The sequence below is a fragment of the Hespellia stercorisuis DSM 15480 genome (assembly GCF_900142165.1).
GTDB lineage: Bacteria > Bacillota > Clostridia > Lachnospirales > Lachnospiraceae > Hespellia > Hespellia stercorisuis.
This window is the reverse complement of the sequence record NZ_FQZY01000012.1, coordinates 43,862-60,461: the sequence shown is the minus strand read 5'-3', so window position 1 is coordinate 60,461 and position 16,600 is coordinate 43,862. Positions and strand designations below refer to the sequence as shown.

Annotated in this window: 13 protein-coding genes; 1 reads left to right on the top strand and 12 read right to left on the bottom strand. The window is 47.9% G+C overall.

Features of this window, described 5'->3' with window-relative positions; all coding sequences use genetic code 11:
* The first annotated feature begins 123 nt into the window (after window positions 1–123).
* Entirely contained in the window at window positions 124–1,143 is a 1,020-nt protein-coding gene (locus BUB85_RS04715; RefSeq protein WP_073106082.1) for a M42 family metallopeptidase, read from the top strand.
* Window positions 1,144–1,335: 192 nt separating this feature from the next.
* Here BUB85_RS04715 and nifJ read toward each other — a convergent pair whose 3' ends face one another.
* The 12 genes from nifJ to def form a co-directional block, all read right to left on the bottom strand.
* Window positions 1,336–4,893 (bottom strand): pyruvate:ferredoxin (flavodoxin) oxidoreductase, encoded by a 3,558-nt coding sequence (gene nifJ, locus BUB85_RS04710; RefSeq protein ID WP_073106077.1) that lies wholly within the window; start codon window positions 4,891–4,893, stop codon window positions 1,336–1,338.
* Window positions 4,894–5,102: 209 nt separating this feature from the next.
* The gene (gene lgt, locus BUB85_RS04705) at window positions 5,103–6,080 is read right to left on the bottom strand and encodes a prolipoprotein diacylglyceryl transferase (RefSeq protein ID WP_073106074.1); all 978 of its coding nucleotides are present in this window, start codon (window positions 6,078–6,080) and stop codon (window positions 5,103–5,105) included.
* Between the two features lie 21 nt (window positions 6,081–6,101).
* Window positions 6,102–7,199 carry a redox-regulated ATPase YchF gene (gene ychF / locus BUB85_RS04700; protein ID WP_073106070.1) on the bottom strand — a complete coding sequence of 366 codons (1,098 nt, stop codon included), beginning with the start codon at window positions 7,197–7,199 and terminating at the stop codon, window positions 6,102–6,104.
* 46 nt (window positions 7,200–7,245) lie between these two features.
* Window positions 7,246–7,911, bottom strand: coding sequence for a thiamine diphosphokinase (locus BUB85_RS04695; RefSeq protein WP_073106067.1), 666 nt, complete (start codon window positions 7,909–7,911; stop codon window positions 7,246–7,248).
* Window positions 7,908–8,786, bottom strand: a complete 879-nt coding sequence (gene rsgA / locus BUB85_RS04690; RefSeq protein ID WP_073106218.1) for a ribosome small subunit-dependent GTPase A — start codon at window positions 8,784–8,786, stop codon at window positions 7,908–7,910. Before rsgA ends, BUB85_RS04695 begins: the two co-directional genes overlap by 4 nt.
* 31 nt (window positions 8,787–8,817) lie before the next feature.
* The gene (pknB, locus tag BUB85_RS04685; protein ID WP_073106063.1) at window positions 8,818–10,953 is read right to left on the bottom strand and encodes a Stk1 family PASTA domain-containing Ser/Thr kinase; all 2,136 of its coding nucleotides are present in this window, start codon (window positions 10,951–10,953) and stop codon (window positions 8,818–8,820) included.
* Window positions 10,947–11,690, bottom strand: coding sequence for a Stp1/IreP family PP2C-type Ser/Thr phosphatase (locus tag BUB85_RS04680; protein ID WP_073106059.1), 744 nt, complete (start codon window positions 11,688–11,690; stop codon window positions 10,947–10,949). The genes pknB and BUB85_RS04680 overlap by 7 nt, the downstream gene beginning before the upstream one ends.
* 10 nt (window positions 11,691–11,700) lie before the next feature.
* Window positions 11,701–12,741, bottom strand: coding sequence for a 23S rRNA (adenine(2503)-C(2))-methyltransferase RlmN (rlmN, locus tag BUB85_RS04675; RefSeq protein ID WP_073106054.1), 1,041 nt, complete (start codon window positions 12,739–12,741; stop codon window positions 11,701–11,703).
* A gap of 96 nt (window positions 12,742–12,837) precedes the next feature.
* Window positions 12,838–14,214, bottom strand: a complete 1,377-nt coding sequence (rsmB, locus tag BUB85_RS04670; protein ID WP_073106051.1) for a 16S rRNA (cytosine(967)-C(5))-methyltransferase RsmB — start codon at window positions 14,212–14,214, stop codon at window positions 12,838–12,840.
* Window positions 14,207–14,896: a zinc metallopeptidase gene (locus BUB85_RS04665; protein ID WP_073106048.1), complete on the bottom strand. Its 690-nt coding sequence runs from the start codon at window positions 14,894–14,896 to the stop codon at window positions 14,207–14,209. Before BUB85_RS04665 ends, rsmB begins: the two co-directional genes overlap by 8 nt.
* A gap of 256 nt (window positions 14,897–15,152) precedes the next feature.
* Window positions 15,153–16,091 (bottom strand): methionyl-tRNA formyltransferase, encoded by a 939-nt coding sequence (fmt, locus tag BUB85_RS04660; protein ID WP_073106046.1) that lies wholly within the window; start codon window positions 16,089–16,091, stop codon window positions 15,153–15,155.
* Window positions 16,092–16,583 carry a peptide deformylase gene (gene def / locus BUB85_RS04655; RefSeq protein WP_073106044.1) on the bottom strand — a complete coding sequence of 164 codons (492 nt, stop codon included), beginning with the start codon at window positions 16,581–16,583 and terminating at the stop codon, window positions 16,092–16,094.
* Window positions 16,584–16,600: the final 17 nt, after the last annotated feature.

Here is a 16,600-nt window from a genome sequence, read left to right as displayed (position 1 = left end):
AACTTTAACATTTACTATAATTATACTATTATTTTATTATTTCTGCAATGTGTATTGTATTTTTCTTCGTATCATATTAGAATAACTATAGTATTTACTATATTTTATTAGGAGGAACATCACATGAACAATTATACTGCTTATATTGGGGAACAGTTAAGAGCACTGACCGCAATTCCAAGCCCGTCCGGTTTCACGAAAGAGGCCGCTTCTTATTTGTTAAAAACATTCACTGATATGGGATTCCAGCCGGAGCTCTCCATTAAAGGAAATGTCCTGGTCCCCATCGGGGGAGACGGTGATCCACTGGTACTGGCCGCGCACATCGACACGCTTGGCGCCATGGTCCGCTCCATCAAAGACAACGGGCGGCTTCGTCCGACAACTCTGGGCGGGCACCAGTGGCGTACCGCCGACGGGGAAAACTGTACCGTTCACACCAGAGACGGACATGTTTACACTGGTGTCGTTTTAGACAGCGAACCGTCTTCCCACGTGGCGGATGAGAAGATCGAGCAGTCTGAAGAGCACATGGAGATTCTTCTGGATGAAAACGTTTCTTCCAAAAAAGAGACCTTGACTCTCGGCATCCAGACCGGAGATATCATTGCTATGGATCCACGCACCGTGATCACGAAGAGCGGCTATATCAAGAGCCGTTTTCTGGATGATAAGCTCTCAGCCGCTATCCTGCTCGGTCTCGCCAAAGCCGTAAAAGAAGAGGGACTCTCACTAAACCGCCGGGTTTCCCTGCTGTTTACGGTATACGAGGAGGTCGGACACGGCGGATGTGTGATTCCCGCCGATACCAGAGAAATGATTTCCGTTGACATGGGCTGCGTCGGTGCTGACCTTGGCTGCACAGAGCACATGGTTTCCATCTGCGCAAAGGATTCCGGCGGCCCGTATAACTATGATCTGATCACCGCCTTAACAGAAATTGCTAAATCGCAAAATCTGGACTTCGCCATCGACATCTACCCACATTACATTTCCGACGTAGAGGCAACCCTGCGTGCAGGTTATGATATCCGCCACGGCCTTGTAGGCCCCGGCGTATATGCCTCCCACAACTACGAACGCTCTCATATGGACGGAGTGGCGAATACCTTCCGTCTTCTGAGAACGTACATTACCCGGTAAGAATCCTTGGTAAAACTCAGGCGGAAAGTGCAAAAAGGGACAGGTCCAGAGTTAATTGGGGACGTAGCAAAGTTGCAACTTTGCTACGTCCCCAATTGCCTTTTTGCTATGTCCCCAATTGCATTGCCTTCTAAAAAAAGTGGACAGGATAAAATCCCGTCCACTTTCTGTATCATCTCTGTTACGTGTTGATTACTCAGCGCCGTAAAGTGTGATTAATTTATTCAGATATGCATATCTCTCTTTTGCTTCTGCTTCTGATTTAGCAAACAGCTGAGCTGCTCTCTCCGGGTTCGCTCTCTTTAATGCGTTGTAACGAACTTCTCCGTCGAGGAAATCCTGATAACTCTCTGTCGGAGCTTTGCTGTCTAATGAGAATGCTGCTTTTCCTTCTGCCTTCAATGTTGGATTGTAACGGAAGTTGAACCAGTATCCTGAAGCAACTGCTAACTGCTCTTCTGTCTGGGCTTTTGCCATACCCTTCTTGATACCATGGTTGATACATGGAGCGTAAGCGATGATCAATGATGGTCCCGGATAAGCCTCTGCCTCTGCGATTGCTTTGACTGTCTGATTGTAGTCAGCACCCATAGCGATCTGTGCAACGTATACGTAACCGTAGCTCATTGCGATGCTTGCAAGGTCTTTCTTCTTCACTTCTTTACCAGCTGCCGCAAACTGAGCGGTAGCACCTGTCGGTGTAGCCTTTGAAGACTGTCCGCCTGTGTTAGAGTAAACTTCTGTATCGTAAACCATGATGTTGATGTCCTGTCCACTTGCGAGAACGTGGTCAACACCGCCGAATCCGATATCGTAAGCCCATCCATCACCACCGAAGATCCACTGGGATTTCTTAGCGAGGAAGTCTTTCTGAGAAAGAAGTTCTTTCTTTTCTGCGCAGTCACAGTCACAAGCTTCTACAGCTGCAACCAATTTGTCTGTAGCTGCTCCGTTTGTAACACCACTGTTAAATGTGTCAAGGTATTCTTTTGCTGCTGCTGCAACATCTGCATTCTTCGCATCTGCAAGCTTTTCAACTTTTGCTTTCAGTCTGTTTCTGATTGCTTTCTGAGCAAGTAACATACCATAACCGAACTCTGCGTTATCTTCGAACAGTGAGTTTGCCCATGCCGGTCCCTGTCCTCTTGTATTTACTGTGTATGGTGTAGACGGTGAAGAGTTACCCCAGATTGATGAACAACCTGTTGCGTTGGCAATGTACATTCTGTCACCGAATAACTGTGTAATTAATTTTGCGTAAGGTGTCTCACCACAACCTGCACATGCTCCTGAGAATTCAAGGAGTGGCTGTTTAAACTGAGAACCTTTGACTGTAGCCTCTTTGAATTTAGCAACAACTTCAGGTTTTACAGGAATCTCTGTTCCGAAGTCAAATGTAGCCTGCTCAGCTGCCTGAACTGCTTCGTTTGCTGCTGCATTTTGCATTGTAAGTGCGGTAGCGCCTTTTTTGCCTGGGCAGACATTTGCACAAGATCCACAGCCTGTACAGTCAAGTGCTGAGATTGTCATTGTAAACTTCATTCCCGGCATTCCAATCATATCGCTCAGCTGTGTTCCCTCTGGAACCTTTGCCGCCTCATCCTCTGTCAGTGCTACTGGACGGATGACTGCGTGTGGGCAGACATATGCACAACGGTTACACTGAATACAGTTCTCAGCATTCCATACTGGGATGTTAACAGCGATTCCACGTTTTTCAAATGCAGAAGAACCAGAAGGTGTATTACCATCAACATACTCGTTAAACGCAGATACCGGAAGCTTGTTACCTTCCTGTGCATTTACCTTGCTCTGAATGTTGTTCACGAAATCAACAACATCTTTTCTGCTGCCTTCAGCTGTCTTTGTAGCAAGACCTTCGTCCTCGCACGATTTCCATGAATCCGGAACTGTTACTTCTACGATCTGCTGAGCACCTGCATCGATAGCAGCCCAGTTCTTTGCTACGACATCATCACCTTTTCTTCCATATGTTGCTTTTGCAGCCGCCTTCATAAGCTCGTTTGCTTTCTCCTCAGGGATGATGTTTGCAAGCTTGAAGAATGCAGACTGGAGGATCGTGTTGATACGTGTCGGTCCCATACCGGTCTCAATACCGATCTTCACACCGTCGATCACGTAGAATTTGATGTTGTGATCCGCGATAAATGCTTTTACCTGTCCTGGAAGATGTTTCTCGATTCCTTCCATATCCCATGGGCAGTTCAGCAGGAACGTTCCACCGTCAACCAGTTCCTGAACCATGTTGTATTTGTTCACATAGGATGGATTGTGACATGCAACAAAGTTTGCTTTTGTGATCAGGTAGGTTGATTTGATTGGTTTCTTACCGAAACGTAAGTGAGACATTGTCACACCACCGGATTTCTTTGAATCATAGTCAAAGTAAGCCTGTGCATACATGTCTGTGTTATCACCAATGATCTTGATCGAGTTCTTGTTGGCACCAACAGTACCATCTGCACCAAGTCCCCAGAACTTACAGTTGATGGTTCCCTCTGGTGTAGTAACGAGCGGAGCACCTGCATCCAGTGAAAGATGTGTCACGTCATCATTGATACCGATTGTGAATCTTTCTTTCTCTGTGTTGTTAAATGCAGCAACGATCTGCGCCGGTGTTGTATCCTTTGATCCAAGACCATAACGTCCGGAGTTGATCTGTACATCGTTGAATTTTGTTCCCTTTAATGCAGAAACAACGTCTAAGAATAATGGTTCGCCCTGAGCTCCCGGCTCTTTGGAACGATCCAATACGTTGATTAATTTTGCTGTATCCGGAATTGTATCGATCAAAGCCTTTGCACAGAAAGGTCTGAACAGACGAACCTTGACAACGCCGACCTTCTCGCCTGCTGCCATCATGTAATCGATGGTCTCGTCGATGGTGTCACATACAGAACCCATAGCGATGATAACCTTCTCAGCATCCGCAGCTCCGTAGTAGTTGAATAATTTATAATCTGTACCGATCTTAGCGTTTACCTTGTCCATGTAGTCCTGAACGATTCCCGGCATTGCATCATAATATGGGTTACAAGCCTCTCTTGCCTGGAAGAAGATATCCGGGTTCTGAGCAGATCCCATCTGACATGGATGATTCGGATTCAGCGCGCTCTGTCTGAATGCTTCTACTTCGTCCAGATTCATCAGATCAGCTAAATCTTCGTAATCCCATGTCTCGATCTTCTGGATCTCGTGAGATGTTCTGAATCCGTCGAAGAAGTTGATGAAAGGAATCTTTCCTGTAAGTGCTGCACAATGCGCTACCGGAGATAAATCCATAACTTCCTGAACGCTTGATTCACAAAGCATAGCTGCACCGGTCTGACGACAGGCGTAAACGTCCGTATGGTCTCCAAAGATTGACAATGCATGGCTTGCTAATGCACGGGCAGATACCTGGAATACACCTGGTAATTGCTCACCTGCTACTTTATATAAGTTTGGAATCATTAAGAGTAAACCCTGAGATGCCGTAAATGTTGTTGTCATTGCACCTGCTGCCAGCGAACCGTGTACTGCTCCGGCTGCACCTGCCTCAGACTGCATTTCTGTTACTTGAACAGTTTCTCCAAAAATATTTTTTCTACCTGCGGTAGCCCATTCATCTACGTGCTCAGGCATAACAGATGATGGTGTGATCGGGTAAATTGCTGCAACCTCTGTGTATGCATACGATACGTGAGCCGCTGCCTGGTTACCGTCCATGGTCTTCATTTTTCTTGCCATTTTCTTGTTCCTCCTTAGATTTACATTGTAAAAGTTTAATTATTCACATGCATTACTATTATATCCCGACAGCGGCTAAAAGTCTAGTGAAGTTTGCCGAGTAATTGTTCCTTTTCACATACAAAAAAGCATCAATCTGCACAGATAAGTCTCTGCAGATTGATGCTTTTTTATATCTTTTTTATATTTCTTTATTCTTCCAATGTGTACTACTTATTTAATTTCGTATCATTTTTCCGTTTTTTAAAAATCCGCTCCGATGCTTTCGGTTTCTTTGTTCCCTGCGGTGTCGCCGGCATCTGCTCATAAGTCTTCTGTGCTCTCATGTAGGGCATCCGTTTATGATTGTTCCGTAAATACAGCAGCATCGCCCCTGTCACGACAACGATCAGTCCCGCCAACAGCTGGGATACCGGAAAACCGATTCCCGGAAGCTTCAGCTGATCTGTTCGAAGCCCCTCAATCCACACTCTTCCCAGGCCGTATCCAAACAGATACAGCAGAAAAATCTCACCCTCATACTTCTTGTGCTTTCTGTATGCGAACAAAATCATCAGAAGCACGAAGCACCAGAGAGACTCGTACAGGAAGGTCGGATGCACCTGTATAAACGCGACTCCATCAATACTCTCAATATGAGCCCGCATCTTTTCCGTGATACTCGAACTGTTCACCGCGTCCACCGGGAGCTGCATTGCAAACAGGCTGTTCGTATATTCCCCGAAGGCCTCCCGATTAAAGAAATTCCCCCAGCGGCCGATCATCTGTCCTGCCAGCAGTGACGGTGCGACCGTGTCGAACAGCTGTGGTGCAGAGAGCTTTTTCACATGTGCAAACACCAGAACCGTGATCACCGCTGCGATCACCCCTCCGTAGATTGCGAGCCCTCCTCCGCGCGTATTGAAGATGGAAAGAAGATCGTCCTTGTACGTATCCCAGGAAAAAATCACATAATAGATTCTTGCACCGATAATACCACAGATAATCCCAATGATTCCCAGATCAAAATACATCTCCGGATCCTGTCTTGTTCTTTTTGCTTCTCTGGATGCCATATAAAATCCAAGCAGCATCCCGCATCCGATAATCATCCCGTAGTAGGCAATCTCAAATCCAAAGACTGAAATCGACTTTCCCACATTGGACAGATGGATACCGAGATTTGGAAAATTAATCATTCTATGCATGGTCATTTACTTCCTTTCGGCTTATACGTTGAAGCGGAAGAGAATGATATCGCCGTCCTGAACCACGTATTCTTTTCCTTCCAGACGTACCAGTCCTTTTTCCTTCGCCGCCGCATGCGTTCCGCACGCCATCAGATCATCGTAGCTTACGATCTCCGCACGGATAAATCCACGCTCAAAATCCGTATGAATCTTTCCGGCTGCCTGCGGTGCCTTCGTTCCTCTCTTGATCGTCCACGCGCGCACCTCCGGCTCGCCCGCGGTCAGATAGCTGATCAGTCCGAGAATGTGATAGCTTGCCTTAATCAGTTTCTCCAATCCTGATTCTTCTAAACCAAGATCCTCCAGAAACATCTTCTTTTCATCATCATCGAGCTCTGCGATTTCCTGCTCGATCTGTGCACACACTACGAACACTTCACAGTTCTCCTGTGCTGCATACGCACGCACTTTTGCGACACCTGCATTGTCTGCTCCGTCGTCTGCCAGATCATCCTCCGCTACATTGGCTGCGAAAATAACCGGTTTGATTGTGAGCAGGTTATAGCTGTCGAGCCATTCCTGTTCTTCCTCATCGTCCGTCGAAAAACTCTTTGCCAGCTTGCTCTCCTCGAGATGTGCCTTGACTCTGTTCAGAAATTCCAGTTCTTTTGCAGCCTTCTTGTCGTTTCTGCAGAGCTTGGCAGCCTTTGAGATTCTTCTCTCCAGAATCTCGATGTCCGAAAAGATCAATTCCAGATTGATAGTCTCAATGTCTCGCAGCGGGTCAATATTTCCATCCACATGCACGATATTGGAGTCCTCAAAACAGCGGACTACATGAACGATTGCATCCACCTCACGTATGTTAGCCAGAAACTGGTTGCCGAGTCCCTCGCCCTTGGATGCCCCCTTCACCAATCCGGCAATATCAACAAATTCAATTGCCGCCGGTACAATTTTCTTAGTGTGATACATCTCTCCCAGAACGTCCAGACGCTTGTCCGGCACCGTCACCACGCCCACGTTCGGGTCGATCGTACAGAACGGATAGTTCGCCGATTCCGCCCCCGCTTTGGTAAGTGAGTTAAACAGTGTACTTTTTCCTACATTTGGCAGTCCCACAATTCCCAGTTTCATATAATTCTTCCTCCTATATGCTTCTCTCTTTTATTTTTATCCAACACTAATCGCGCGTTTCCATCAGCACGACGGTCCCCTCCGGGAAATCAATCTCCACCGTATCTTCAGCAAACTGATTGCTTACGCAAAGACTATCATAAGGCGTAAGGGTATGCTGCGTCAATGGATATTTTGCCCCTTTGATATTAAAATCCTTCACCTTACCGCCCAGTGGAAACACCGAAAAATACGGACCAAATGCTTCTGTTCTTCTCAGAACTGTTTTTTTATTTATCAGGGTAATCCGGTTATGGCTGTCCATCATACAGATCGTAAGCCCCGCATCCAGTCCGCTTTTCATCATCTGCACATTTCCCCAGACGTGATCAATCCGGCTCCCCGTCGCCCCGAGTATCACGACGTTCTCCTTGTGAAACTCCATCGCCAGTTTGACCGCGATCTCTGTGTCCGTCGCATCCTTCACCGGATTGAATCTCCGGATTGGAATACTTTTCTTCTGTTCATAAAATTCCAGTATCTCCCCCGGCAGGCTGTCAAAATCCCCTACGATATAGTCCGGAGAAATCTCATGCTCATATAAAAATGCGTTCCCCTTATCCACACCGATGATATATTCCGTGGCCGGATCGTTCAGAATATCCAGGGTAAACTTTTCTTCCAGCGTTCCCCCGCTGACAATCACTGTTCTCTTTTTTGTCTTTCCCGTCAATATCTCTTCTTCTCCTTCAGCTCTTCGTACATTTCTGTATAACTTTTGTAGCGAACCGGATGGATTTTCCCTTCCTCCAGCGCCGCCTTGACCGCACAGCCCGGCTCATGAATGTGATCACATCCCTGAAACCGGCATCTGCCCTCATACTCCGCAAATTCCCTGAAATAAAATTTCAGCTCTTCCTTCTCAAAATCATTGGCATAGAGGGAACTGAACCCGGGTGTATCCATGATATAAGTACTCTCTTCTATCAGAATCAGCTCCGAGTGGCGCGTCGTGTGTTTCCCCCTGGCAATCTTTCTGCTGATCTCTCCGGTCTCCATGTTGGCCTCCGGCTGCAGAATATTGATGATCGAAGATTTTCCGACACCGGACGGTCCTGCCACGGCAGTTGTCTTCCCCCTGAGTATCCGGCGGACTTCCTCGATGTTCTCATCCTCTTTGGCACTTGTGAAAATGACCGGATAGTCGCAGGACCGATAAATGGCCTGCAATTCTTTTATCTCCGGTTTTGTAGCAATATCTTTTTTATTAAAACACAAAAAAACCGGGATATCTTTGCTCTCCATCATAATCAGAAAACGATCCAGCAGATTATGGTGCGGCTTCGGATCTGTCACCGCAAATACGACCAGCACCTGGTCAATATTGGCAACAGCCGGCCTGATCAACTCATTTGTTCTTTTTCTGACTTCTGTGATATTGCCCAGTTTTTCTTCTTCGTCGAGCACGTCGATGACCACATCATCTCCCACCAGCGGCTTGATCTTTTCTTTACGAAATATTCCTTTTGCCTTACATTCATAAATACCGGATTCTACCACGTGTACGTAGTAGAATCCGGCAATTCCTTTTACAATCTTTCCCTGCATAAAAGCCATACCCATTCCTGAATCGTTTTCCTTAATTCGTTGATGAATCAGATGTCGAAGATCCATTGCCGCTCGGCTTGTTATCCGTCTTGTTGTCCGTCTTGTTATCTGTCTTGTTGTCCGACGGATCCTCTTTGTCGCCTCCATCACCTTCGTCCGGTTCTTTTATCTCCGATCCCAGACTGACCGTAAAGCCAATTGCGGTTCCCTCTTCTACCTGACTTCCCGCAGAAGCTGTCTGTGATATGATAAATCCTTTCGTAACACTGTCACTGTATTCTTCACTGACTGCTCCAAGAGACAATCCCAAACTCGACAGCGCTTCTGTTGCCTGATCTGCCGCCATACCACTCAGAGACGGAACCTCAATCATCTTTTTCTCTGGTCCGAGGCTGACTACAAAGTCAACGCCGGAGCCCTGGTTCACCTTGGTGCCCGCAGAAATACTCTGAGAAATCACCAGGCCCACATCCACCGTGTCGCTGTAATTCTGGGTTACACTTCCAGTCAGAAGATTAGACGCCGACAGCGTCGAACTTGCCGATTCCTGGGACATACCCACAATACTCGGAACTGCAACCGTATCCGGTTTCTTCGCACCCTTGCTGACTGTCATCGTAACTGTTGTCCCCTCAGCGACAGTCGTTCCCGCCGCAGGATCTGTTGATATGACTTTTCCTGCCTCCACGGTATCACTGTAATCCGCCGTCGATTCCACAACAAGATTGCTGTTCTCCAGCGTCTTCTGTGCCGCGCTCTCATCCTGACCAGTCACATTCGGGACAGAGACTTGTTCGACTGTCTTGCCTGAACTCACCACAATTTTAACCTGTGTATTCTTCTTTACTTTTTCTCCGGATGCAGTCTCCTGTTCCATGACCACACCCTTTTCGTACTTATCAGATGTCTTTCTGGCAGAAACCTTGCATCCAAGTTCTTTGTCATTCAGAGCCTTCTTTGCTTCCTGCTCTGTCATTCCAACAAGATCCGGAACTTTCACTTTAGAATCCGCAGTGGCGGACAGCAGCGTATTATTTCCGATTTTAAATGCTCCTGCCGCTCTCGCCACCAGAAATATCACCGCAAGTGCAATGATTGCACCAACCACGATCATCAGAATTTTCATAACTCTGGCCATCTTGGGATTCACATCTTCATCCCGGTCATCATAGCCGTCATCCTCGTCATCATAATCATCATCGTAGTCATCCTGCTCATCATAATAATCATCATCATAGTCATCGTCGTAGTTGGCTTCTCTCTGTATCTGTTCCAGTTCATCCGATGTGATTGCAACGGTCTCGGATGGCCTTGCCACTCCATCGAGTGCAACAAAACTCCCCTCCGGATCCACCAGTGAACGCTTGAGATCCAGAATCAGACTCTGGGCATCCGGATATCGCTTCTCCGGATTTTTCTGTGTACATTTTAAAATGATGCACTCCAGACTATATGGGATGTCCGGAACCTCCTCCGCCGGGGATTTAATCTCCTCCTGCAGATGCTTGATCGCGACTGCCACTGTGGATTCCCCGTCAAACGGTACATGACCGGTTACCATCTCATACATCGTGATACCGGCAGAATAGATATCGCTCTTGATATCCACAACTCCGCCTCTCGCCTGTTCCGGGGATGTATAATGTACAGACCCCATCACATTTGAACTGATCGTATTCGCTTCTGTTGTCGCTCTTGCAATACCGAAATCTGTCACCTTCACCTTGCCATCTCTGGAAATAATAATATTGCCAGGCTTAATATCCCTGTGAATGATGTGCTGCTTGTGAGCAGCGTCAATTCCGGTCGCCATCTGGATTGAGATACTGATCGTCTCTTTTGCAGAGAGCTGTCCTTTTTTCTCAATGTAGTCCTTCAGAGTGATTCCTTCCACAAGTTCCATCACCATATAATGAAGGCTTCTGTCCTGCCCCACATCGTATACGTTCACCACATTCGGATGCATCAGTCCGGCTGCCGCCTGTGCCTCGCTGTGAAACTTGCGGATAAACTCCTCGTCCGCCCTGAAATCGCTCTTTAAAACCTTGATGGCAACAAACCGATTCAGCTTGTGATCTTTTCCCTTATATACATCGGCCATACCGCCAGTGCCGATACGCTCGATAATTTCATATCGCTTGCCTAAAAATACTCCTTCTTTTAACATATACCCACCTCACCTATACACGGTTCTATCAATACTATCCCTATATTATCCGTACCGCCGTTTTCTTTTGCGGTATTCACCAAAAGCTGTGCGGATTCAACGATATCTCTTCCACCCTGAACCAGATGGAACAATTCTTCATCTTCCACCATATTGCTCAGCCCGTCTGTACACATCAGAATAATATCGTCCTTTTTCAGGCGATGCTCAAAGAAATCGATTTCCACTGCCTCCTTCGCACCAATCGCCCTCGTGATGATATTCTTATCCGGATGATGCTTCGCCTCCTCCGGCTTGATTCCCCCCAGCCTGACCATCTCCTCCACAAGGGAGTGATCCTTCGTCAGCTGCGTGATTCCGTTGTTTATCAAATAGAGACGGCTGTCCCCGACGTTGGCGAAATACATCATCTGATTCACGATTGTCGCAACGACAAGAGTGGTTCCCATCCCCTTTAAATGATCATCACTGTTTGCCTTCTCAATCAATTCATGATTTGCTGTCTCAATCGCTCTCAAAATCGCCTTTTCGATATCTTCCTCATCCGTCTTTTTTAACTCTCTCGTGATTACTTCCACCGTATATTTAGATGCAAAGTCACCTGCCTGATGACCTCCCATCCCGTCGGCAACCACAAACAAATTCGGAAGATTACCAAGGGGATTATCGGTTGTATATACATAGTCCTGGTTCACTGTTCTGACCATGCCCATATCTGTCATGGAAAATGTTTTCATAATGCCCTCCTTATTCTCCCTTTTTATCTATATGCCTTCTTCTCAGTTGTCCACAGGCTCCGTCGATATCTGAGCCCATTTCCCTTCTAATAGTAACATTTATTCCGTGTTTTTCAAGTTTATTTTTGAATTTTTCCGCGTTTTCTCTGGTTGGTCTCTGAAAATCGGTTTCTTTTATTGGATTTACCGGAATCAGATTAATGTGGCAGTTTCTCGGTCTGCAGATGTCTGTCAGTTCTTTTGCATCCTCCGCCGTGTCGTTTACCCCTGCCACCAGACTATACTCAAAGGTGATTCTCCGTCCGGTCTGTTCAAAATAATAATCGCAGGCCTCCAGCACATCCGCCAGCTCGTATCTGTTTGCCACCGGCATCAGCCTCCTGCGCTTTTCCTGTGTGGAGCCGTGGAGCGAGAGCGCCAGCGTAATCTGCAGCTTTTGTTCCGCCAGCTCGCGCATACGCGGCACGATACCGCAGGTAGATACCGTCACATTTCTCTGGCTGATATGCAGTCCGTACTCATCGGTGAGCAGCCGGATAAAAATCAGGAAATTCTCATAATTGTCCATGGGCTCTCCCGTTCCCATCACGACAATATTGGAGACCCGCTCCCCTGTAATCTTCTGGATTCTGTATATCTGTCCCAGCATCTCGGATGCCGTCAGGTTCCGTTCCAGACCTCCGATCGTCGACGCACAGAAACGACAGCCCATACGGCAGCCGACCTGTGAGGAAATGCAGACAGAATTGCCATGCTTGTAGCGCATCAGTACGCTCTCCACCACATTGTCGTCATACAGCCGGAACAGAAATTTGTTGGTTCCATCCAACTTTGATTCCTGACGGTCTACCATAATCACGGGACGAATCTCATAGTTTTCTTCCAATTTTTCCCGCAGGCTCTTCGAGAGATTCGTCATCTCCTCAAAATCTTCCGCAAGCTTCACATGAAGCCACTCATAGATTTGTTTGCCTCGAAATTTTTTCTCCCCCAGAGCTTCTATTTCGCTTTGCAATTGTTCAAATGTATAAGAACAAATATCTTTCTTCATAATGTACCCCTTATTCTTGATGTTGCCCCTTCTGTCTCTGCCGTACGTAATTCCCCGGTTATCTGCAGATCCGGAATTTTCCCTCTGCGCCAGGCTCTATGAACTTGAAACAGAAGCATTCTTCCGGGCCGTCAGCTTTGCAATGAAAAAGCCATCGCTCTCGTGCACACCGGGAAGAAGCTGAAGCATTCCCTTTTCCGTCACCGAGTTCTTCAATGGTTCACAGAGCTGATCTCTGATATCCGCCAGCCGAAACTTCGGATACTGTTCCAGAAACCACCGCACATTTTCCTGATTTTCCATCGGATTGATGGTGCAGGTGCTGTAAATCAGTGTCCCACCCGGCTTCACATATTCCTGTACCACAGACAGGATCTTTCGCTGCAGATGCACCAGCTCTTCGCTGGTCTCCTCCGACATCTTGTACTTCAGATCTGTCTTTTTTCCCAGGACTCCCAGTCCAGAGCAGGGAAGATCGGCGACTACGACGTCCGCCTGTCCCCGGCTCTGCTCCTCTGTTACCGTGGCGTCCCACACCCGTGCCTCCACATTCGTCACGGCCGTACGTGCAATATTCTCCCGGATCAGCTCCACCTTATAATCCGTCAGATCTCTCGCCTCCACGTGGCCGCTGCCTTCCAGCCGGTCTGCCATGTGAATGGATTTCCCGCCCGGTGCCGCGCAGACATCGATCACCCTCGCTCCCTTCTGCGGATCCGCGATTTCTGTCACCAGCATGGAGCTGACATCCTGTACCGTAAAATCTCCATCACGAAAACTCTGCAGATCTCTCAGATAATCATAATCCGACAGAGAAAGTGCGTAAGGCAGATAAGGGTGAGCCACCGCCTTCGCCCCTTCCTCCTGAAGCTTTCTCTGGAGTTCTTCCACGCTGATCCGGTGCAGATTGCAGCGGATCGTGATAGGCTTATCCTTCTGAAAATCGGCGAGCATATTCTCCACCGTCTCCTCATCGAAGACTGCCAGCCACTTTTTCAGGATCCATTCCGGCATGGAGTACTGCACAGACAGACAGCTTACCAGATCCGACCTGTCCGGATACTGTATGGTGTCAAGATTTCTGGCTATATTGCGCAGCACTCCGTTCACAAAGCCTCTGAGACTTCCGAATCCTTTTTTCACCGCCAGCTTCACCGCCTCATTGCAGACAGCAGAATTAGGAACACTGTCCATGTACTTCAACTGATAGACAGCGCTCCTAATGATATTGCGGATGACCGGTTTCATTTTATTTACTTTCACTTTGGAAAACAGATTGATGATGTAATCAATCTCAATCATATGCTCCAGCGTGCCCTCCGTCACTCTCGTGATGAAGGCCCGCTCTTTTTTGTCCAGATATTGATATTTATCCAACACATTCCTAAGTGCGATATGGCTGTAGGTATTCTCCCTCGTGATCTCCATGAGAATCCCCAATACGAGCTCTCTTTCACTTATGGATTTAGTCATTCCTTCTTCCTCCGATCATGATTAAACGCAGCAGCTGCATGATGGACGCTGCCGCACTTGCCACGTAAGTCAGTGCTGCCGCTTTGAGCACTGCCTTCGTTCCGTCCACTTCCTCCTCGTAGAGCATTCCGGATTCGCCGAGAATGTGGATTGCCCTGCTGGACGCATTAAACTCCACCGGAAGTGTAACCAGCTGAAACAGCACCGATGCAGAAAAACATAAAATTCCAAGGTTGATCAAAAAAGCCGCCGATGAGCTGTGTATAAACAGACCGATGATGATCAGCGGCCATGCTGCCATGGAGCCCAGGTTGGCAACCGGTACCAGCGCACCACGGATCGACAACGGCACATATCCGCGTGCATGCTGCAGCGCATGTCCGCACTCGTGAGCCGCAACGCCCACCGCCGCTACAGAGGGAGATCCATACGTTGCATCTGAAAGATTCACGGTCTTTGTCCGCGGATCATAATGATCCGTCAGATTGCCGGATACATGCTGAACCATCACATCGTTCAGTCCGTTCATCTGAAGGATTCTTACCGCTGCGTCCCGTCCGGTCATTCCAGAGTGGTTGCGAACCTGTGAATATCTGTTAAATGTTGAATTCACCCTGCTTGATGCGAGCATACAGATTGCCGCACCGATCAGGACTAATATATACGTACTGTCAAAATACATAAAAACGCCTCCCTGTCATCTATACTTTTGCCCATGATTTCCCATGGAAGTTTTTGTCATTCATCTGTCCATGCTGCTTTTCGGCACTCCAATATGAATAGTAACGATTATATAACAGTTTCCCGCAAACATCTCGCTTTTCACAAAAAATTAAGAAACTTTTTCGAAATCAGCATAAAATGTAATTCCTGTCCGACTGGTATTCTAGTACAGCGTACCGCAAGTAATTCGGTCTAGTTATTTCGAGGACGCTGTACTAGCTGGTATGCTTCAGTACAGCACCCGGTTCGATATGATATCCCCGCAGGAACGCTCCTGCATCCATTCTCTTTTTTCCCGGGATCTGCACCTCACGGACGAGCAGCTGCCCGGCACCCGTCTGAACCGCAAACTCCTGCCTGCGCACTTCCACAATTGTGCCCGGTGCTTCTCCGCTCTCACCCTGAACAGCCTCGGCGCACCAGATTTTCATTGTCTTTTCATTCCACACAGTATACGCGCTGGGCCAGGAATTGAGACCGCGCACAAGGCGTGCCGTCTCTGCGGCAGGCCTCGTCCAGTCAATGCTGCCCATATCTTTTGTGAGCATACGCGCATATTCTGTAGTCGTCTCCCCCTGTGGTGTGAACACGGCTGTATGATTTTCAATCTCCTCCAGCGTTCTGACACAGAGTGTGGCACCGGCCCGGGCCAGCTTGTCATGCAGACTCTCGCCGGTATCCTCCGGCGTGATCTCCACCACCGTCTTCAGAATCATATCCCCGGTGTCCAGCCCTTCATCCATCTGCATGGTGGTCACTCCGGTTTCGGTCTCACCGTTGATGATCGCCCACTGGATCGGTGCCGCCCCGCGGTACTTCGGCAGAAGTGATGCGTGAACATTCACGCATCCAAAAGGTGTCATCTCAAGAATCTCTTTTGGAAGAATCTGTCCAAATGCGATGACTACCATGATATCTGCCTGATATTCTTTCAGAACCTCCACGCACTCCGGCTCACGGATGCGCTTTGGCTGAAACACCGGAATGTCATGCGTCAGTGCCGCCTCTTTCACCGGTGGAAACTGCATTTCCCTTCCACGTCCCTTCGGTTTATCCGGCTGTGTAACTGCCAGACACACGTCATGCCCTGCTGCAATCAGCGCTTCCAGCGTCCCCACCGAAAAATCAGGGGTTCCCATAAATATGATTCTCATCTATTCCACTTCCTCCTCTTCCTCGTCTTCGTCATACTTCACTTCATGGAGTTCGCCCTCCACCAGATCCACATACAGCTTTCCGGAGAGGTGGTCAATCTCATGACAGAACGCTCTGGCGAGAAGTCCTTCTCCCTCCAGCTCGATTTCCTCCATATTTTCATTAAGTGCTTTTACTTTCACATGATTCGGCCTGGTGACCAGTCCCGCTTTTCCCGGAACGCTCAGGCATCCCTCGTCTCCGGTCTGTTCTCCGTCCTCCTCCGTGATGACCGGATTGATCAGCACAATCGGACCTCCGCCAACATCGATCACCACGATCTGTTTAAGGACGCCCACCTGCGGTGCAGCCAGCCCAACCCCCATCTCATTGTACATCGTATCCAGCATGTCCTCGATCAGAACCTTCGTGCGCAGTGTCATCTTCGGCACCACTTTGCATTGTTTTGTAAGAATCTCATCTCCGATTTCGCGTATTTCTCTGATTGCCATAATTTTTCTCCTTTTAT